The organism is Microvirga makkahensis (assembly GCF_009830105.1).
Classification (GTDB): Bacteria; Pseudomonadota; Alphaproteobacteria; order Rhizobiales; family Beijerinckiaceae; genus Microvirga; species Microvirga makkahensis.
Genome location: NZ_WURB01000007.1, coordinates 108,108 through 125,675 on the forward strand (window position 1 = coordinate 108,108; position 17,568 = coordinate 125,675).

Here is a 17,568-nt window from a genome sequence, read left to right on the forward strand (position 1 = left end):
CACCGCTCTCGTCATAAGCACGCCGTCCATCAATCGTGACGGCCTCATTCGACGACCCCCAGCATCTGATTGGGGAGCCAAGTCGCAATGTCAGGGAACATGCAGAGGATGATGATGGCCATGACCATGACCAGCACATATGGCAATGCTCCCCAAAGGATGTCTTTCGTCCGAATATCCGGCGCAATGGCGTTGATGACGAACAAATTGAGTCCGATCGGAGGTGTGATAAGACCTACCTCCATGTTGATGGTCAGCACGATCGCGAACCAGTACGGATCAAAGCCGGCTTGGGTGATGATTGGAAAGAGCATCGGTGCGGTCATGACGATGACGGCAACCGGTGGCAGAAACATGCCACAGACCAACAGGAAGATATTGATGATAGCCATCAGAACCCAACGGTTCACTTCCATGTCGGCGATTGCCGACGCCACCGTCTGGGTAATGAAAAGCGACGAGAGCGCGAATGCGAAGAGTTCCGCCGATGCCATGATCATCATGATCATGACGCTTTCGCGCATGGCGGAACCGAATATCCCGGTGAAGGCCTTGAACCGGAACAGCCTGTAAGTGACGATGACCACCAGCAGGGTAAGGAGAGCGCCGGCGCCCGCCGCCTCAGAGGGTGTCGCCAGGCCGCCATAGAGCACGTAGAGCGTTCCGGCGATGATAAGCAGGAACGGCAGGATGCGAGGAAGCCCTGCAAGCCGATCCCTTAACGTGTAGTGCACGGCGCGGGCGTCAAACTCGTATCCCTTGCGCTTGCAGTCGATGATCGCCCAGATCATGAACATGATGGTCAGCATGATGCCGGGCACCACCCCGGCCATGAACAGGCGGCCGATCGACGTTTCGGTGGCGATGCCATAAACGATGAGGGTAACGGAGGGTGGAATGAGGATGCCGAGGGTCCCGCCCGCTGCGATGGAGCCTGTTGCAACGGAGGTGGGATAGCCGCGCCGGAGCATCTCCGGGATTCCCATCTTGCCGATCGCCGCGCACGTGGCGGGCGATGAGCCGGTCATGCCGGAGAAGATCGCGCAGGCGCCGATATTGGAGAGTACGAGCCCGCCGGGAATCCGGTTCAGCCAACGGTCGAGTGTCGAGTAGAGATCCGATCCTGCAGGCGAGGAAGCCACGGCAGCTCCCATTAGCACGAACATTGGGATGGAGACGTAAGCAAGGTTCGCGATGCCCGAGAACATCGTGTCCCCAAGCACGTAGAAGATCTCCAGGCCGTCCTGCAGGAAGAGCGCTGCGAAAGCCGCAAGGCCGAGGGCGAAGGCAATCGGCATGCCTGTTCCCAACAGCACGAAGAGGGCCAGTATGATCAGCAATCCGGCGCCAGTCGGGCTCATCGCGGAAGCTCCTTCGTGTGAGGCAGTTCGACAAGGTCGTCGAGGATCAGCCCATTCGCGGACGCGGCATGGTCGCCCGTCGGCTTCCCGCCGGGCGCAACGAGCGCAAGGATTTGGGCCACGTATTGGAAGCAGAGCAGCCCGAAGCTAAGCGGAAGGGCCGCGAGTGGTATCCACAAGGGCGGCGCCCACAAGCTGGAGTGCTTCCAGTTTCCGCTCCAGGCGTCATGAAACTGCACCCAGCTCGCAATCAACATGATGATGCAGAAGATCAACCCGAGGAAGCTGCTCACGATCCGCATCCTGGCTCGGGTCCGCTCCTTCACCATAAGCTCAATCACGTCGACTCCAACATGGCCTCCTGTCATCAGGACATAGGGTGCACCAAGAAACATCGCTGCCGTGGCGGAGAAAACGACGAAGTCAGTCTGCCAGATCGTCGGCAGGCGAAAGACATAGCGCATGAGGATCATCTGGCAGACGACAAGCATCGCCGCGATGATCAGGAAGGTCGCCATGATCGCGAACAGACGCGACAGGTTCCCGACCCATCGGATGAAGGCATTGACCATATTGGGCTTCCTTTTGGGAAGAGATTGTAAGGTGCCGCGGGCTTTACCGCGGCACCGTCGGCTCTAGGCCTTACTCCACGGCCAGGGCCTTCTCGATCAGCTTGTCGCCGCCCGGTACTTTTGCGGCGAAGCTCTTGTAGGCGGACTCCTTGGCCAGTTCGAGCCAGGCATTATAATCCGCTTTCGACATCTCGACGACTTCGACACCCGCCTTCTTGTAGGTATCGACCATGATCTGATCGCCCTTGCGAACCTCCTCGTTGAAATAGGCCTCGGCCTTCTCGCCCGCCGCAAGAATTGCTTTCTGCTGCTCGGGCTTCAGTCTCTCGAAAACCCTCTTCGACATGAGCACCGGCTCATACATGAACCAGAGCGCATTCTCACCGGGCGCGGTCAGGCACTTGGCTTGCTCGAAGAGGCGGTAGGAAACGAAACTCGCCGAGGATGTGTTGGCGGCGTCGAGCACACCGGTCTGCATGCCGGTATAAATCTCCGAAGACGGCATGGAGGAAATCGACGCCCCAGCGGCGGACAGCATCTCCTCGAAAGCCGGACCGGCAGCACGGATAACCTGTCCCTTGATCGTGTCAGGGGAGGTAATGCAGTTCTTCTTGGAGGCGAAAGCGCCCGACAGCCATGCATCGGCAATCACCATAGCCCCGGCATTGTCGACGATTTTCTTGATGTCGGCCATGAACTCCGAATCGTTGAGCCGCATTGCCCGGTCGAAATTACCAACCAGTCCCGGCATCAAGGTCGCGGAGAACTCAGGATGGCGTCCCGAAGCGTAATCGAGCGGGAACGAGGTCAGGTCGAGCAGGCCGCGCGTCACGGCATTCCACTGATCATTCGGCTTATAGAGTGAGGAGCCCGGGAAAACCTGAATTTTAAGGCCGACATTGGCAGCCTCGACCTCGCGGGCGATGATCTGCACCATCTCGTCGCGAATGTCGCCCTTGCCGCCAGGGAACTGGTGAGATGCCTTCAGAACAGTCTGGGCCATCGCACCCGAGGCGAGCATGCCACCCAAGCTTAGAACAGCAGAGAACTTCAGCAGCTTCGCAGACTTCCACATTCTTTCCTCCCATATGTTCCGGCGATCCTGCCAGATTACCGATAATGTGCTTCCTCATTGCACACATTGTCAACCATTGTGTATACAAGGCCGGCTAGTCTCGCATTGGATATAGCTGAGCAGACTCCCTGTTGGACGAGGAGCAAATGGCCGGGAACACGTTTCACAGGCTGAGGGATGAGATCGAGAACGGTATCCTGAAGGGCGAGTTCGAGCCCGGTGAGCGCCTCGACGAAGTCCAGCTCGCCACTCACTTCGGCGTGTCACGTACTCCGATCCGCGAGGCCCTCATGCAGTTGAGCGCGATCGGCCTTGTCGAGATTCGGCCGCGACGCGGCGCCGTCGTCGTTGATCCGGGTCCGGAACGGGTATTCGAGATGTTTGAGGTCATGGCGGAACTGGAGGGAATGGCGGGAGCCCTCGCCGCCCGCCGCCATACGAACGAGGACCGCGAGGCACTGCTTGCCGCCCACGCGAAATGCGAGACCGCTGCGATCAGCGAGGATCCTGACAGCTACTATTACGAGAACGAGGCGTTCCACCTTGCCATCTATGCGGCAAGTCACAGCAGCTTTCTGGAGGAACAATGCGTGTCGCTGCACCGGCGACTGCGCCCGTACCGCCGCCTGCAGTTGCACGTGCGCAACCGCATGAAGACTTCCTTGAAGGAGCACGGAGAGATCGTGGAGACCATTCTCGCCGGTGACGCGAAAGCCGCCCGAACCTTGCTGCGCAACCACATCGCCGTTCAGGGCGACCGCTTCAGCGATCTCGTCTCCAACCTCACCAAGCGCGCCCACCTGAAATCCTCGACGGTCTGAACAGATGCCGATCCCTGTGGCTATGCCCTTACCAGAGGCGGCCCGCCCGCGACTGCCCGTTGAGGGGTCGAGACAACAGGTTCGGATCGGCTCCACTCCGGCAGCCATGCCGGCCGCCTGATCGTCGCGCCGATTCCGGTCCTCGGCCTCTACGAAAAGAGCGGGCCCCGGAAGGCTGCTCCAGGGGAAGCGGGTCAGGCGGGCGTGATGAACCTTTCGGGGCCGCTGACGGTCCGGGTCACCGTGCGGACGGAGAAAGCGTCTCGGGCGGAGATGGTCCGCCCGATGGGAGCGGCCAAGGGCGGGCGGGCCCGCTACCGGCGGCTGGCGGACCGCGCCGCGGCGCTCTATTCGCCCATTGTCCACACGGCGGCTCCGCTCACCTTCCTGGGCAGGCTGACCGCCACCGGGGACTGGCGCCGATGCGTCACCATCGCCATCGCCGTCCTGATCGTCACCTGCGCGTACGCACTGGGCCCGGCGGCTCCCATCGTAGATGGACGTTGCCGCGCGCCGGCTGTTCGAAAGCAAAATCATGGTCAAGGGCGGCTCCCCCCTGGAACGTCTGGCCGAGATCGACGGCGTGGCCTTCGGCAAGACCTGCACCCTGGCGCTGGGCGTGCCCACCCTGGTCAATGCGGACGAGGTGACTCCGGCGGCGATGCGGGTCGCCATGGGATGACCATGGGCTCACGCCATCCGGCAGCACGGGCGACTGCCGAGGCTACGGCGCGGCGTGTGTCTCAGGCCCCGGCATTCGACCGGCTCGAGGAGGTTCCCGCGCTCGGGCTCGAAGCCCGGCTCGGTGGCCATATGCACCGGCTCGGCAGGCCGGGCCGGGCGACAGGGCAACGGGCATCGGACGATGCTCCGCACCCGCCTCGATCTCGGTCCTGGCGCGAGCTGGCGAATTGCTTGCGACCTTCGTGCTGGAGGACCGCATCCGCCGCGATGCACGGGAGACAGCGGGCGGTTTGAACCATCAGGGATTGGCCGTGAAAATCCTCTCCGGCGATCGCGAGACGAAGTCCCGTTCCCGATGGGAAGGTAACCCGTCTCGTGACGCGCCGCGAAGCAGGCCGAAGAATCCTAATGGTGGGGGAAGGCTCGAACGAAGCGCCCCCTGTCGGTCGCTCATGTGTCCATGGCTCCCGCCACGCCTACCGATACCAGCCGCAAGGCCGCGGATTTCGTGTTCCTGAACGAAGGGCTTCCGGCCGTCACTGACGCGCTCCGGATCGCATGCCGGCCCGAGGGGCTGATCGTCCAGAACTTCGCCCTCGCGGTCGGCTAGAATGCACTGGCGGTGCCGGTGGCCGTGATGGGTCATGTCACGCCTCTGGTTGCCGCGGCCGCCATATCGCTGTCCTCGGTCATTGTCGTCACCAGCGTCATGAAGCTGTCCACGGCCCCCAAGGCCACGTGAGGCCAAGGGACCGGAGGAGGACCGGATGGGTTCCGATGGGTTCCATGTGATGGCTGATCCTTATCGCCCTGGGTATGGGCCCGGCCGCTTTCCTGTGATCCCGCCGCAATGGGCAATCCGACAATCTGGATGGAGCGGCGGAACGGGTCCTTCTCAAAGAGGATCCGGATGGCAAAGATCGGGCCCGTCAGGAAAGGTGATGTTCCATGCCTGGGCCTGGAGCATTGCAGCGATATTGCTCCTGGGAACCGACCTCGAGGGCACAGCGCGCAGCTTCCTTCGGTTTCCGCTCAGGCACTGCCCCGAAGTCCCGCCCGGATCTGCCCGAGCTCCATCCAGGTCATTAGCCAGAAGCGAACTCCCTGGCATGAGGGACCAAGCTGCAAAGATCTCTCTATCAGACGAACGCCATGATCACAGCCGCCACAGCCATGCCGAGCACCGCGAGACTCGGCACCATCACGACGACAGCCGAAGCGAAAGCGAGTATCGCCACCCAGTCGAAAGGCCTGTCGACGGAACGCGTCACGATCCGCTCCTTCCTTCCCAGTTCCACCCAAACGAATCCGAAACCGCCTCCGCTCCAGCGGCTCGCCCAGGCTGCTCGATGCCTCCGGCCAAAGCGGGCAGAAGCCACGAGCGCGGTCAGGGTCGCTGGCCGGCAGGCCGAGCCCCGGACATCGGCGGATCTGAAGGGAGGCTTAATCCAGGATAGCCTACCGCGCTCCCAGCATCCCGGAAGGCTTACGGGAAGCTCCTGAGCCACCACACCCAGCATCATGTCCTTGTTGATCCGCCAGTCGTGTCCGGCCTCAGTTCCAACGGTGTTCCTGTCGGTTGGGATGCCAGGGACCTCAAAGGCTGACGCCCGGTCCACCATGCCTCGCAGGATGAGCGGGAGATCTGTGCCGATTTGCGTCTCCGCATGGTGCCCCCGTTGAGGGTCGCGCTGCCCGGCATACCGGAAACGTCAGCTCCTCCGCGCCGAAGCGCCCCCCTCTTTGGCTCGAGGAGCGCCGATATGTGACATTTGAGACTCTTACTTCGAACACCGCAGGGCAACGGGCACCTTCTAGAGCATTCTCCTTCTAGAGCATTCTTCGGTGAAGAAGCTCCGGTTCTCCGCCAAGGAATGCGACAACAAAGATGAGATGATTCCGCGCACGCGAAAACAGCTCTAGCGTGCTTCTCGCTTCCGGCGAAACGCCCTCACCGCAGCTCCGAACGCGTTGAAGAGACTGCGTGAGAGTTCGTTTTCGGACGCCTGAAACTCTGGGTGCCACTGGACGCCGATGCTGAAAGTACAGCCTTGAACGCTGACGGCCTCGACCGTTCCGTCCGGCGCGCGCGCTTCCACCAAGAGCCCCGCCCCAAGTCTGTCGATCGCTTGAACATGCAGCGAGTTCACCGTGAACGGCCTACTCCGAGTCAACGCCTCCATATGCCCGCCCGAAGTAACGAGCAACTCATGAGCAGGCCCGTATAGCCGCTCGAGCGGGGCACCGGAGACCCATGTGGTATGGCAGTGATGCTCCTCGTCCGTCGCGATGTTCGCGTAGAGGCTGCCTCCGAAAGCGACGTTCAGTTCCTGAATGCCACGGCAGATGGCGAGCATCGGGAGGTCCCGGTCGCAGACCAGCCGAATGAGCTTGAACGCAGCGTCGTCCCGGCCCGCATCGAATGGCTTGTACTTTTCCAGATCTGCTCCCGGGTCGAAATAGCTTGGATGGACGTTGGTCGCGGCTCCAGTGAGGAGAACGCCATCCACGCGATCAAGAATGTTTTCCAGGCCAGTCGTGTTTTCAAGAGCCGGGATGATGATGACGTCAACATCCGCCAGCTCGATCAGAGCATGAAGGTATTTCTCGTCGACCGATTGCGCCGGCAGCAATCCGTCGTAGATCCGGTTGCCGAGAATTCCTACGATGGGGCGGGAGGCCTTGGATGAGGTCATATCGTGATTGCCTTCTTGAGCGGCGGAGCCTGCCCTGGCGACCTCCGGCCCTTCATGAATATCGTATTGAGGGCGTTCACTCGCTACGGCACAAGATACTTGCCAGCGAAACCCGAGTCGCACCGTCCCGGCCGACGAAGTCTTCAGCCGAGAGCATCGAATTCAGCACTGCCTCCTGGGTTGCCTCAGCAGCGGCGCGAAACAGAAGATCGATCCGGTTCTCGTTCAAAATACGCATATTTGCCACAGCGTTCGTGCTGTCGTGCTCGACCGTGTTTCCCGTCGTGAATGCGATGGCAATGTCGCCGCTGCCATGTCCCCAGAAAGAACCGAGCCGCGCAAGTCCCGCTCCCGCGCGCTTGGCGACGCGGTTGAGCTGACGGTGGTCGAGAGGAACATCCGTAGCAAGAACAATGATGATCGAGCCATTCTCCCGCGCCCTGCTTAGGGAATCGGCCATCTCTGGAGATGGCCTGCGCCCGTCGGGGAGAACGAGATCGCCGGCATTGCCGAAATTGGTGAGGACGAGTGCTCCCAGGTGGTGCTCAGACCCGTCGAGTTCGATCCGGCGCGACGAGGATCCGATGCCGCCCTTGAAGCCGAAGCAGGTCATGCCGGTTCCTGCCCCCACACTGCCCTGGTCGACGGGCCCGTCATGCGCAGACCGCAGAGCCATCTCGGCATGCTCCTCCGTGACCGCAAGCGCCTGAATGTCGTTCAACGGGCCGTCATTGCACTCTCCCACCACGGGGTTCACCGTCGACGTCGTGCGACCAATGTCAGGGTTCTGTGAAATGGCCTCGCGGATCAGAGCCGTCGCGCAGGTGCCGACGGACAGGGTATTCGTCAGCAGGATCGGCGTCTCGATAGTCCCGAGTTCGTCGATCTGCACGAGACCCGTGGACTTCCCGAAACCGTTGATCACGTGGGATGCTGCAACGACCTTGCGGCGGAAAATGTTGCCGGAATGAGGCAAAACCGCCGTAACGCCGGTGTTGATGTCGCCCTCCCGCAAGGTGCAAGATCCAACGCGTACGCCCGGCACGTCTGTGACAGCATTCTTCGTACCCTGCGGAAGGACTCCGCAGACGATACCGAAATCCTTGACTGTGCGACTCATCACCCTCTCCGGCTGCGACGAGGAAGCTCAAAGGCGCCCGGCATCGATGATCCTTTTGAGGAAGGCCTTGGTTCTCTCGCCCTGCGGGTCTCCGAAGATCCGGGAGGGAGGCCCCTCCTCGTAGACAACCCCTTCCTGCAGAAAGCACACCTTGTCGGCCACCTCGCGGGCAAAACCCATTTCATGGGTGGCAAGTACCATCGTCATGCCCTTCGCGGCAAGATCGCGCACGATATCCAGCACCTCCGAGACCAGTTCCGGATCCAGCGCCGAGGTGATCTCATCGAGGAGGAGCAGCGCAGGATCCATCATCAAGGCACGCACGATGGCGACGCGCTGCTGCTGCCCGCCGGAGAGACGGTCCGGGAACTCTTCCGCCTTGTGAGACAAGCCGATACGGGAAAGGAGTGCCATGCCCTTGTCCCGCGCCTCGGCCTTGCCCATCCCGAGGACCTTGAGAGGCCCAAGCGTGATGTTCTCGATCACACTCATGTGCGGGAACAGGTTGTAACCCTGGAAGACGATGCCGATTTCGCGGCGAAGCACGTCGAGGTCCACGCCAGGACCCGTGATGCGGTCGCCGTGCAGGCGGATTTCACCTTTCTGGATGGTCTCAAGCCGGTTGATGCAGCGAAGCAAGGTTGACTTGCCGCAGCCTGAAGGGCCGATCAAGCAGACGACCTGGTGCTCCTTGATTTCCAAGGAGAGGCCGTTCAATACGACAAGGCTGCCGTAGTGCTTATAGGCCTTATCGATCTCAACGAGTGCCATGGCGTGCCCCTTCCGCGTTTCGACTGTCGCATTCATCTGATCGTCACCCGGACCGCCGCTTGCTGCGGTCGCGCTCGATGAGCTTGTCCACGAAGCGGGCCTGCGGGATCGTGATCAGGATGAAGATGATGGCGACCGTCATCACCGCCGAGAGATTGAAATTGTTGCTGGCTATGATCTTCGACTGATTGAAAGCGTCGATCGTCCCGATGATGGCCACAAGCGCCGTATCCTTCTGGAGGCTGATACAATTGTTCATCAATGGCGGAATGATGCCGCGAACAGCCTGGGGAACGATCACATAGCGCATGGTCCTGAAGTAAGAGAGACCCAACGAACGCGCAGCCGCGATCTGGCTCGGGTGGACGCTCTCGATACCTGCGCGGTAAACTTCCGAGGTATAGGCGCCATAAGTGAGCGTCAGCGCGATGATCGCATAGGCATTTGAAGAGAGATCCTTCAGAACCGGCAGATTCGTGAGCGGCAATCCGAAGCCGATCAGATAAATGGTGATGATGGCGGGCAGGCCACGGAAAAGATCGCTGTAGATGATCGCAATCGTCCGGATCGGGCGCCCTGCTTCACCCGGCAGCGTGCGGGCGATGGCGATCACGAGAGCCCAGACGAGAATCAGAACCGCCGAAACCGCAAAAATGAGCACATTGGTTCCGAAAGCCTTGAGAACCGTCGTCGCGGAACGGGTGATCAGGTCCATGTCGAAGAACGTACGACTCACGGCGGCATCGTTCACGACCATGAACCAAGCGAGCGCACACAGGATCAGAAAGGCAATGGAGTGGGATATGGTTTTCCAGGATACTTCCGACGCCTTGGCGCCCAGGGCCCGGGCTTCATAAACGTCATCTGAGGACCTGGCCCCCATCGACAGGCGAACGGCCTGTACTGCCCGGCCTGCCACGAGGAGGCACAGCAAGGCCGGAATGGCACCTGCAATCCAGACGGGTACTGCGTCCCATCCCTCCTGTACCATGAACTGGGCGATCGCGATCGCCGTGGCAGCCACGGACATGAATGTGACCGCGGCAATCGAGAATGCGGCCCGGGTCAGAGCGCCGTAAGCGCGAACCCTGCTACGAGCGCGCCATTGATTGGCGCGCTCGACGCTGGCCATAGCAGCCGTCGTGTTCATCACAAACGATACCTGTCCTAGTGCTTCCAGGTCGGGATGCTGTCCGGGGATACGCCACCCCAGGATGGGAGAAGATAGGCAGCTTCCAACCTCTTCAGGGTACCGTCATCCTTCAGTTCCTGGATGACCTTGTCGATCACTGGCTTGTTGGCCGAGCCCTTGGGATAGATGCCGGCCGTCTGGCCGCCGCTCGAATACTGGCCGACAACCTTCAGCCTGCCCTTGGAGTTTGCCACCTGTCCCAGCACGACGCTGAGATCCGTCATCACGGCATCGACCTTGCCCGCCGCCGCGGCCGTGAACATGGAGGCCGTGTCATCATACACATCGACTTTTGACGCCTTCAGCGTTTCCTGGGCGAAAGGCACCAGCGTGGTACCGGCCTGCACGCCGACACGACCGGTCTTCAATGTGGCTTCAGTGACACTCGCATCAGCCTTCGTCGCAACGCCGTAGCTCGATTCCATGTAAACCGTCGAGAAATCGACCACCTTCTTCCGCGGCTCAGTGACAGAGATCAGCGCAAGAGCGATATCGAAATCCCTGTTCTGACCCGCCACGATGGAGTCGAACGAGGCGTTGACCAGCTTGACCTTGTCGAGACCCAGACGGTGGGCAATGTTGACGGCCATGCAGAATTCGTATCCGTCGCGGATGGTTTCCGGCGTATCGCCGTTGAACTGTCCGACTGCCGGCAGGTTGATGATCACGGTGAACTGGCCCGGCACAGCAGGATTGATCGAATGCGAGCCCTTCTTTCCGGTCAGCTCGCACTTGCCGTACCCGACCGTCTCGGCCGAGGCGACCCCTGCCCCAAAGCATGTGAGCGTTGAGACAAGCAGGGCAGTCTTGAGAATGTTGAAGCTCATTGAGTTAGTCCCCTTTGGTGTTTCTGGTGGTGTTACCTACTGGGCCGCGCTTTGGCTGAGAGCGAGCTCCAGGTAGATCCGTTGAATACGGCGCGTGATCGGACCTGGCCTCCCCTCTCCTATGCGATGACCGGCGATCTCGACGACCGGCGTCACGAAGCTCGAGGCACTTGTGAGGAACGCTTCGCAGGCAAGATAAGCCTCGTCTGGGGTAAACAGGCGCTCCTCAACCTGCAGATTCTGAGAGGCCGCGGACTGCAGCACGGCAAGCCGCGTACATCCCGGCAGAGTAACCCTCGAATTCGGCCTGGTGACGATTTTGCCGGCCTGCGTGATGATGAAGGCCGTCGAGGACGCGCCTTCCGTAATGAAGCCATCCTGCACCATCCATGCCTCGCCGCAGCCACTCGCCTTGACCTGGCGCTTCGCCTGCACCTGAGACAGCAGCATCGTGGTTTTGATGTCGCGCCGGACCCAGCGAGTATCATCGACTAAGCCAACCTTGATGCCGTCCCTGTGTGCGGCAGTATCCTGAAGTGTCTTCTTCTGCGTGAAGGCAACGAAACTCGGCTTGAGCGTGTCGCTATAATCGAAATTCCTGTCCTCGCTGCCCCGCGTGACCTGTAGATAGACGACCCCCTCGTCGAGCTCATTGCGCGCAATGAGAGTCCTCTGCATGACAACGATCTCGTTTCGCGGCAGGGGCATGGGGATATCGAGCTCCCGCAGTGAGCGCTCGAGCCTGTCCAAGTGGAGGTCATTGTCGATGAGATGGCCGCCGATGACGGCGCTCACTTCATAGATGCTGTCGCCGAACAAGAAGCCTCGATCGAAAACCGAGATCCGTGCTTCCGACTCCAGCACATAGCTTCCATTGACATAGGCGATTCTCGGCAACGCATTTCCCCTTGGAGGATAAGTCTTGCCGCGGACGCTAGTGAGTTCATCGGTTTATGGCTAATGCCGTGTTTCTCTGACCTTGATACGGAAACTGCATAGCGATAGGAGGTTTCATCCGCGAGACGACTCTACAGGAAGGTCAAAGGGGTTATGGAGCTGAAGTGGCTGGAGGATTTCTGCTGCCTCGCTGAGCATTTGAGCTTTTCCAAAGCAGCGTCCCTGCGCGGTGTTTCTCAGCCTGCCTTCAGCCGGCGAATTCGGCAGCTGGAGGAATGGCTGGGAGTGACGCTCATCAACCGTGCAATTTTCCCGTCGGAACTTACATACGAAGGCAAGCGCTTTCTGCCGTTCGCCGAGCAAACGGTGCGTGAGTGGTACGAGCACCGCATCGCTTTGCGTCCTGACCCTGCCACAGAGCAGCATCGCCTGACGTTCTCTGCACTTCACACGCTGACGGTCACGTTCTTTCCCGATTGGCTGCAGGCGCTCCAGAAGACACTGCCGCCTTTCAGCTCCCATCTCAGCCCAGACAAGGGTGGGATTGAGGACAACATCGCCTCCCTCATAGACGGTGACTGCGATTTCCTGCTGACCTACGCCCATGCGTCTGTGCCGTTCCAGCTCGACCAGACACGGTTTCCCCATCTCGTGCTCGGCACGGAGGAAGTGCTGCCGGTTTCACGCCCTCATCCGGATGGGCCTGAACTCGACAGAGCCATCGAAAGCCGAACTGCCATGCGGTTCCTCAGCTACGGCGATTTTTCGTTCTTCGGCGTTGCTCTGAACAAGCTCTTCGTCAACCGCCCATCGCTGGAAAGGAGGGTCGTCCATGAGAACACCATTTCCATTGGTCATAAAGCCATGGCGGCGGCGGGCTGGGGGGTTGCGTGGCTTCCCTTGAGCCTTGTCCGCACGGAATTGGCTGACGGCACTCTCGTGCCCGCCAGCAAGGACCCGGCATGGTCGCTGACGATCGAGATCCGCCTTTACCGACACTCCCAGAGAAGTCGCCCCATCGCAGACGAGTTCTGGAAGGCCGCGGACGCGCAAAGCCTTCGTCTCAAAGCGTAATGAACCGAATTGTCCGCAGGACTTCGAAATAATCATTCGAGACGAAGCGCAGCGTGCGGGCTTCGGGATGTTCTACGCCTGGATAGAAGCTGGAACGATAGGCATCGCTGGCATTGTTGAACTCGAGAACGACCTCAAAACGGTCGGGGAGCCCGAGAGAGCACCGTGAGAGATCCCCGGCCAGCGCCTCTTCAACGCCCTCACGGATCAGCCGGAGGGCCTTTGCGGGCGCGAGCGACATGGTGGACCGTCCGAACCCTTCGCTGACAGCGATCGTCTTCATCCCGGGCACGAGCTGTTCCGCCGCTCCACAGATCCCTCGATCCCCCGACAGAAAGACGGGTGGTACACCATTCAGGGAGGCCGTATAGGCGTTCACCGTGAATTCTGATGCGAGTTCACCGTTAATCGATAGCCGCGCGATCCTGTCGTTCATCGTATGGGCGAGGGGATTGGTGTCGGAACCCGCCGCATCGTGGTAGCCAATGAAAAGGGCTGCGTCGAAGCTGGCGTCGAGACCGAACATCATCACATAGGGATGCCCGCTCCACGCTCGAATGATACGAGCGTATTCCGGCAGACGAGAGACGATCAGGTTACAGCCGCTCTCATGAGCGTCCTTGATCAGAATATCGGTAGCACCTGCAGCACGAGCGCCTTCGCAGGCCGCAACGACTTCCGCCGTCATCTGCTCACGGAATTCCTGATGCCCGGCGCGCCCCTTGTGGACCTCATCCCAAGTCGTGATCGCTGCGCACCCTTCGATATCCGCGCTGATGAAAACTTTCATGCCTTTTCCCCACGCCTGCTACGCGCTCGAGCCTATCATTCTCAGAATGTGAAGAAACCCGTCGGCCGGAGTGCCAGCGGACCTTCCACTGCCGAGGTCTCCGTCCTATTCCGGCTCCCCCGAGAGCGGCAAGACAAATCCTCCTGGGGATAGCGGGCCCGGTTACCCCATTTCGTGCGCCTATTTCCCGCACTCAGCCGTCGCGGCGCTCGCCGATGTCTTGGAGAGCGGCACCATCATCTCCTCAAGATGCGGCAGCATGTGATTGCAGGCCATGCGTCACTGCGCACAGAGCAGAATGCCGGAGCGATCGAACTGCCCATCTTCGAACATCCTGCCTCACCCTCCTTCATTAGCGCAGTCCATAATCCTGCGCTAGGAAGGAGGAGTTGCGACAGCTCTCCATGCACTTGCCATCCCTGGACTAGAGGCCGAGATACGCCTTGCGGATCATCGGGTGCCCCTGTAGCTCATGTGATGGGCCGTCGAGCACCTGCCTGCCGTTTTCGAGCACGTAAACCCGGTGGCTGGCGGCGAGGACCTGCTTCACATTCTGCTCCACCAACAGGATCGGAAGACCGGTTTCGGCGACCCGCCTGATAGCCGCCATTACTTGTTTGACGAAGAGCGGCGACAGGCCGAGGCTCGGCTCGTCCATGATGAGCATCTTGGGCCCTAGCATGAGCGCACGCGCAATAGCCACCATCTGCTGCTGTCCGCCGGACAACTGACCGGCCATCGCGTCGGCGTAGCGAATGAGGTCGGGGAAGAGAGCTTCCACCCTGGCCATGTTCTCGTCCCGGGCAGCCTTTGCTTCAGGCAGGTAGGCCCCCAGCATCAGGTTTTCCCGCACGGTCATGTTGGGGAACAGCTGACGGCCCATAGGCACATGGGCCAATCCCTTACGTGCCATCTGGTGAGGACGCGCTCCCTTGATCTCCTCGCCATCGAACAGGATGCGTCCGCTCCACGGAGCAATCATGCCCGAAATCGCCCTGAGGATCGTCGACTTGCCGCTGCCGTTTCCCCCGACGAGACCGACCAATTCGCCGCGCTTCACGTGGAGAGACGCACCGTACACGACCTTCAGCGCGCCATAGCCAAGGTCGACATTGTCGACCTGCAGAATTGCGTCGCTCATCAGTCGGTCCCCAAATACGCTTCTATGACGCGCTCGTCGCTCGTGACCTGATGCGGAGTGCCTTCCGCGATCTTTTCGCCGCTGGCGAGCACGATGACGTGATCGGACAGCTCGATGATCGCCTCCATGATGTGCTCGACCATCAGAACCGCGAGACCCTGCGCGGTCAGCGATCTCACGAAAGCGATCATTTCGCGCAACGCCGGGGGATTCAGACCCGCCATGATCTCGTCGAGAAAGATCACCTTCGGCTTTACGGCGAGCGCCTTCGCCAGCTCCAGCCGCCGCCGGCGCGCGAGATTGAGATCCAGCGCGGGCTGATGAGCGCGGTCCGCCAGCCCCACCTGCTCAAGAACGCTCCGGGCGATGCGCTCGGCCTCGCTTCGCCTGCCGACCGTCAGGAATGCGGCAACGAGCACATTCTCCAGAACCGTCAGCTCCTCGAAGGGTCGTTCCGTCTGGAAAGTCCGGCCGAAACCCAAACGGGTCCGCTTGAATGCGGGCAGCCCCGTGATGTCCTGGTCGAGAAAGGTAATCCTGCCGGAATGCATCGGAGCAAAGCCCGTCACGGCATTGAACAGGGTGGTCTTGCCGGCACCGTTAGGGCCGATCAGCCCGAGGATCTCGCCGGATCCGAGGGAGAGGGAAACGTCGTTGACGGCCGTTAGCCCGCCGAATTTGACGGTGATGCCGTCAGCTCTGAGCACGTTTGGCATAGAGCCTCCGAATGTGTCTGCGGGCCAGCTCCCCGACGATCCCGCGGGGGACGAAAAGCACGACCACGAGGATCAGGATCCCGTAGATCAGCATGTTCGCCTCGGCGAACGTGGTACGGAACATTTCGCCCGCTCCGACCAGCACCAGGGCGCCGGCCGCGGGTCCCCAGATCGTCCCTCGCCCGCCGATTATGGCCGTGAGGGCGATCTGCACGGACAAAAGAAGGGCGAACATGACATGCGGCTCGATGAAAGCCAGTACGATCCCGTAAATTCCGCCGCCGATCGACGTGAGCGCCGCCGAAAGCATGAACGCCTTCAGCTTCGTTGCGGTCGGATCGATGCCCGCAGCCATCGCCGAGTCCTCGTCTTCGCGGACGGCCCGCAGCTGAAAGCCGAACCGGGCCCGAGAGATCACGATGACGGTGGCAATCACCACGGCCGCGAAGGCAAGCGCCATATAAAATTGGGCCGTTCTGGAGAAGAGGTCGATACCGAACGGCTCGGGGAGGGTTGCAATGAAAACGCCCGTAGCGCCGCCGGTCAGCCAATCCTCGTTGATGGCAACCAGCCGGAGGATTTCCGCAACCGCGATGGTGGAGAGCGAAAAGTACGGCCCGCGCAGGCTGAAGGTCAGCCATCCCCAGAAATAGCCGAGGATGGCCGCAAAGGCGGCTGCCATGGCCATTGTCCACCATGGCGCAAGTCCGAACTGACTCTGACCAATGGCCACGAAATACGCTCCGAGGCCCACGAAGGATGCGTGACCGAGGCTCACCTGGCCGTTCCAGCCGCCGAGCAGGTCCCAGGACGTGGCCCAGCCCGCAAACAGCAGGACAGAGATCGCAATCGTGAGATTGTTAGGGAAGATTGCCGGATAGGCGATGCCGGCAGCGAGCAGCAAGCCCAGTCCAATGAGATGCTTCGTCATACGCGTTTCACCGTCCGCCCGAACAGGCCCTCGGGGCGGAAAAGCAGGATCAGCAGGAACGCAATCAATCCATAAGCCTCGCGGTATTCGGACATGAAGTAAGATGCGCCCAGAACCTCGACCACACCCAGCAGAATGCCCCCGGCGATCGCCGCTCCGACGTTCCCCAGCCCTCCGAGGACCGTTACGACGAATGCCTTCAGGGTGAATACGGCTCCCGTGTTGGTCGGGGTCGCGAACAGGAGCGGGATGAGCGTGACGCCCGCCATCACCGCCAGCATCACGCCGAGGCCGAAGACGATGCTGTGGATCCGTCGCGTGTCGATGCCGACGAGCTCGGCGCCGAGCCGGTTTTCCGCGGTACCGCGAATAGCACGGCCAATCTCGGTCCGGTTCAAGAGAGCGTAGAGCGCCGCGATCATGATGACAGTGGCGATGCCGGCGAGGAGCAGGACCATAGAGACGTTGACCCCCGCGATCGAGAAGGTCGACGAGGCATACGACACCTGCACGGAGCGCGGCTCGCCGCCAAAGGTAAGTAGGATCGCGTTGCCGATGATCAGGGAAATTCCGAGTGTCGCCAGAAGCGCCGATTCCGGCGGTGCATCGATAACGCGTGAGAGGATGAAGCGCTCGACGATGACGCCGGTAAGAAAGCCGATCGGCATTGCAAGAAGCAGCGACAGATACGGGTCCCATCCGAGAAGAGCGTTGAAGAGAACGGCGCTGTACATGCCTAGAACGACGAAATCGCCGTGGGCGAAGTTGATCGTGCGCATGACCCCGAACACAAGGGTCAGGCCAATTCCGATGAGAGCGTAAACGCCTCCCATCAGAACGCCGTTGGCGACGTTCTGTAGAAATATATCTATACCGGCCATTCTCGTTCCTGATTGGTGT

General features: G+C 60.7%; 19 protein-coding genes. 4 read left to right on the forward strand and 15 right to left on the reverse strand.

Annotated features, from left to right (window positions below; all coding sequences use genetic code 11):
* Window positions 1-44 precede the first annotated feature (44 nt).
* From GR328_RS11820 to GR328_RS11830, 3 genes are all read right to left on the reverse strand, one after another.
* Complete coding sequence (locus tag GR328_RS11820; RefSeq protein WP_160884732.1) at window positions 45-1,361, reverse strand: TRAP transporter large permease; 1,317 nt, start codon at window positions 1,359-1,361, stop codon at window positions 45-47.
* On the reverse strand, window positions 1,358-1,933 hold the full coding sequence (locus tag GR328_RS11825) for a TRAP transporter small permease subunit (RefSeq protein WP_160884733.1): 576 nt from the start codon (window positions 1,931-1,933) through the stop codon (window positions 1,358-1,360). The genes GR328_RS11820 and GR328_RS11825 overlap by 4 nt, the downstream gene beginning before the upstream one ends.
* A 70-nt stretch (window positions 1,934-2,003) precedes the next feature.
* On the reverse strand, window positions 2,004-3,008 hold the full coding sequence (locus tag GR328_RS11830) for a TRAP transporter substrate-binding protein (protein WP_160884734.1): 1,005 nt from the start codon (window positions 3,006-3,008) through the stop codon (window positions 2,004-2,006).
* Window positions 3,009-3,154: 146 nt separating this feature from the next.
* On the opposite strand from GR328_RS11830, the gene GR328_RS11835 reads away from it, so the two are divergent.
* The 3 genes from GR328_RS11835 to GR328_RS11845 all read left to right on the forward strand — a co-directional run bounded on the left by GR328_RS11835 (window position 3,155) and on the right by GR328_RS11845 (window position 5,123).
* A complete protein-coding gene (locus tag GR328_RS11835) occupies window positions 3,155-3,829 on the forward strand; it encodes a GntR family transcriptional regulator (protein ID WP_160884735.1) in 675 nt (224 codons plus the stop codon).
* 496 nt (window positions 3,830-4,325) lie between these two features.
* Window positions 4,326-4,511, forward strand: coding sequence for a hypothetical protein (locus GR328_RS27295; RefSeq protein ID WP_246215827.1), 186 nt, complete (start codon window positions 4,326-4,328; stop codon window positions 4,509-4,511).
* 462 nt (window positions 4,512-4,973) lie between these two features.
* Complete coding sequence (locus GR328_RS11845; protein WP_160884737.1) at window positions 4,974-5,123, forward strand: hypothetical protein; 150 nt, start codon at window positions 4,974-4,976, stop codon at window positions 5,121-5,123.
* Window positions 5,124-5,652: 529 nt separating this feature from the next.
* Here the strand turns inward: GR328_RS11845 and GR328_RS28000 are convergent.
* From GR328_RS28000 to GR328_RS11875, 7 genes are all read right to left on the reverse strand, one after another.
* Window positions 5,653-5,784: a hypothetical protein gene (locus GR328_RS28000; protein WP_281351946.1), complete on the reverse strand. Its 132-nt coding sequence runs from the start codon at window positions 5,782-5,784 to the stop codon at window positions 5,653-5,655.
* A 648-nt stretch (window positions 5,785-6,432) separates the two neighbouring features.
* On the reverse strand, window positions 6,433-7,209 hold the full coding sequence (locus GR328_RS11850; protein ID WP_160884738.1) for a gamma-glutamyl-gamma-aminobutyrate hydrolase family protein: 777 nt from the start codon (window positions 7,207-7,209) through the stop codon (window positions 6,433-6,435).
* A 76-nt stretch (window positions 7,210-7,285) separates the two neighbouring features.
* Complete coding sequence (locus GR328_RS11855) at window positions 7,286-8,329, reverse strand: DmpA family aminopeptidase (protein ID WP_160884739.1); 1,044 nt, start codon at window positions 8,327-8,329, stop codon at window positions 7,286-7,288.
* A gap of 27 nt (window positions 8,330-8,356) precedes the next feature.
* Window positions 8,357-9,100, reverse strand: a complete 744-nt coding sequence (locus tag GR328_RS11860; RefSeq protein ID WP_160884740.1) for an amino acid ABC transporter ATP-binding protein — start codon at window positions 9,098-9,100, stop codon at window positions 8,357-8,359.
* Window positions 9,101-9,143: 43 nt separating this feature from the next.
* Window positions 9,144-10,250 (reverse strand): amino acid ABC transporter permease, encoded by a 1,107-nt coding sequence (locus GR328_RS11865; protein WP_160884741.1) that lies wholly within the window; start codon window positions 10,248-10,250, stop codon window positions 9,144-9,146.
* 17 nt (window positions 10,251-10,267) lie between these two features.
* Window positions 10,268-11,119: an ABC transporter substrate-binding protein gene (locus tag GR328_RS11870; protein ID WP_160884742.1), complete on the reverse strand. Its 852-nt coding sequence runs from the start codon at window positions 11,117-11,119 to the stop codon at window positions 10,268-10,270.
* A gap of 36 nt (window positions 11,120-11,155) precedes the next feature.
* Window positions 11,156-12,016 (reverse strand): D-amino-acid transaminase, encoded by an 861-nt coding sequence (locus tag GR328_RS11875; protein ID WP_160884743.1) that lies wholly within the window; start codon window positions 12,014-12,016, stop codon window positions 11,156-11,158.
* A gap of 153 nt (window positions 12,017-12,169) precedes the next feature.
* Here GR328_RS11875 and GR328_RS11880 point away from each other — a divergent pair, with 153 nt between their 5' ends.
* Complete coding sequence (locus tag GR328_RS11880; protein WP_160884744.1) at window positions 12,170-13,090, forward strand: LysR family transcriptional regulator; 921 nt, start codon at window positions 12,170-12,172, stop codon at window positions 13,088-13,090.
* On the opposite strand, the gene GR328_RS11885 is transcribed toward GR328_RS11880, so the two are convergent.
* The 5 genes from GR328_RS11885 to GR328_RS11905 form a co-directional block, all read right to left on the reverse strand.
* Window positions 13,080-13,880 carry a M55 family metallopeptidase gene (locus tag GR328_RS11885; protein WP_160884745.1) on the reverse strand — a complete coding sequence of 267 codons (801 nt, stop codon included), beginning with the start codon at window positions 13,878-13,880 and terminating at the stop codon, window positions 13,080-13,082. The genes GR328_RS11880 and GR328_RS11885 overlap by 11 nt on opposite strands.
* A 424-nt stretch (window positions 13,881-14,304) precedes the next feature.
* Window positions 14,305-15,021 (reverse strand): ABC transporter ATP-binding protein, encoded by a 717-nt coding sequence (locus GR328_RS11890; RefSeq protein WP_160884746.1) that lies wholly within the window; start codon window positions 15,019-15,021, stop codon window positions 14,305-14,307.
* Window positions 15,021-15,737, reverse strand: coding sequence for an ABC transporter ATP-binding protein (locus GR328_RS11895; protein ID WP_160884747.1), 717 nt, complete (start codon window positions 15,735-15,737; stop codon window positions 15,021-15,023). Before GR328_RS11895 ends, GR328_RS11890 begins: the two co-directional genes overlap by 1 nt.
* A complete protein-coding gene (locus GR328_RS11900) occupies window positions 15,715-16,668 on the reverse strand; it encodes a branched-chain amino acid ABC transporter permease (protein ID WP_160884748.1) in 954 nt (317 codons plus the stop codon). The genes GR328_RS11895 and GR328_RS11900 overlap by 23 nt, the downstream gene beginning before the upstream one ends.
* A complete protein-coding gene (locus GR328_RS11905; RefSeq protein WP_160884749.1) occupies window positions 16,665-17,549 on the reverse strand; it encodes a branched-chain amino acid ABC transporter permease in 885 nt (294 codons plus the stop codon). The genes GR328_RS11900 and GR328_RS11905 overlap by 4 nt, the downstream gene beginning before the upstream one ends.
* Window positions 17,550-17,568: the final 19 nt, after the last annotated feature.

Coding starts and splice junctions, on each gene's coding strand:
- GR328_RS11890 (WP_160884746.1), bottom strand. CDS start 15,021: ATGAGCGACGCAATTCTGCAGGTCGACAATGTCGACCTTGGCTATGGC.
- GR328_RS11855 (WP_160884739.1), bottom strand. CDS start 8,329: ATGAGTCGCACAGTCAAGGATTTCGGTATCGTCTGCGGAGTCCTTCCG.
- GR328_RS11845 (WP_160884737.1), top strand. CDS start 4,974: ATGGCTCCCGCCACGCCTACCGATACCAGCCGCAAGGCCGCGGATTTC.
- GR328_RS27295 (WP_246215827.1), top strand. CDS start 4,326: ATGGACGTTGCCGCGCGCCGGCTGTTCGAAAGCAAAATCATGGTCAAG.
- GR328_RS11885 (WP_160884745.1), bottom strand. CDS start 13,880: ATGAAAGTTTTCATCAGCGCGGATATCGAAGGGTGCGCAGCGATCACG.
- GR328_RS11825 (WP_160884733.1), bottom strand. CDS start 1,933: ATGGTCAATGCCTTCATCCGATGGGTCGGGAACCTGTCGCGTCTGTTC.
- GR328_RS11880 (WP_160884744.1), top strand. CDS start 12,170: ATGGAGCTGAAGTGGCTGGAGGATTTCTGCTGCCTCGCTGAGCATTTG.
- GR328_RS11865 (WP_160884741.1), bottom strand. CDS start 10,250: ATGAACACGACGGCTGCTATGGCCAGCGTCGAGCGCGCCAATCAATGG.
- GR328_RS11900 (WP_160884748.1), bottom strand. CDS start 16,668: ATGACGAAGCATCTCATTGGACTGGGCTTGCTGCTCGCTGCCGGCATC.
- GR328_RS11860 (WP_160884740.1), bottom strand. CDS start 9,100: ATGGCACTCGTTGAGATCGATAAGGCCTATAAGCACTACGGCAGCCTT.
- GR328_RS11835 (WP_160884735.1), top strand. CDS start 3,155: ATGGCCGGGAACACGTTTCACAGGCTGAGGGATGAGATCGAGAACGGT.
- GR328_RS11850 (WP_160884738.1), bottom strand. CDS start 7,209: ATGACCTCATCCAAGGCCTCCCGCCCCATCGTAGGAATTCTCGGCAAC.
- GR328_RS11905 (WP_160884749.1), bottom strand. CDS start 17,549: ATGGCCGGTATAGATATATTTCTACAGAACGTCGCCAACGGCGTTCTG.
- GR328_RS11870 (WP_160884742.1), bottom strand. CDS start 11,119: ATGAGCTTCAACATTCTCAAGACTGCCCTGCTTGTCTCAACGCTCACA.
- GR328_RS11895 (WP_160884747.1), bottom strand. CDS start 15,737: ATGCCAAACGTGCTCAGAGCTGACGGCATCACCGTCAAATTCGGCGGG.
- GR328_RS11830 (WP_160884734.1), bottom strand. CDS start 3,008: ATGTGGAAGTCTGCGAAGCTGCTGAAGTTCTCTGCTGTTCTAAGCTTG.
- GR328_RS11820 (WP_160884732.1), bottom strand. CDS start 1,361: ATGAGCCCGACTGGCGCCGGATTGCTGATCATACTGGCCCTCTTCGTG.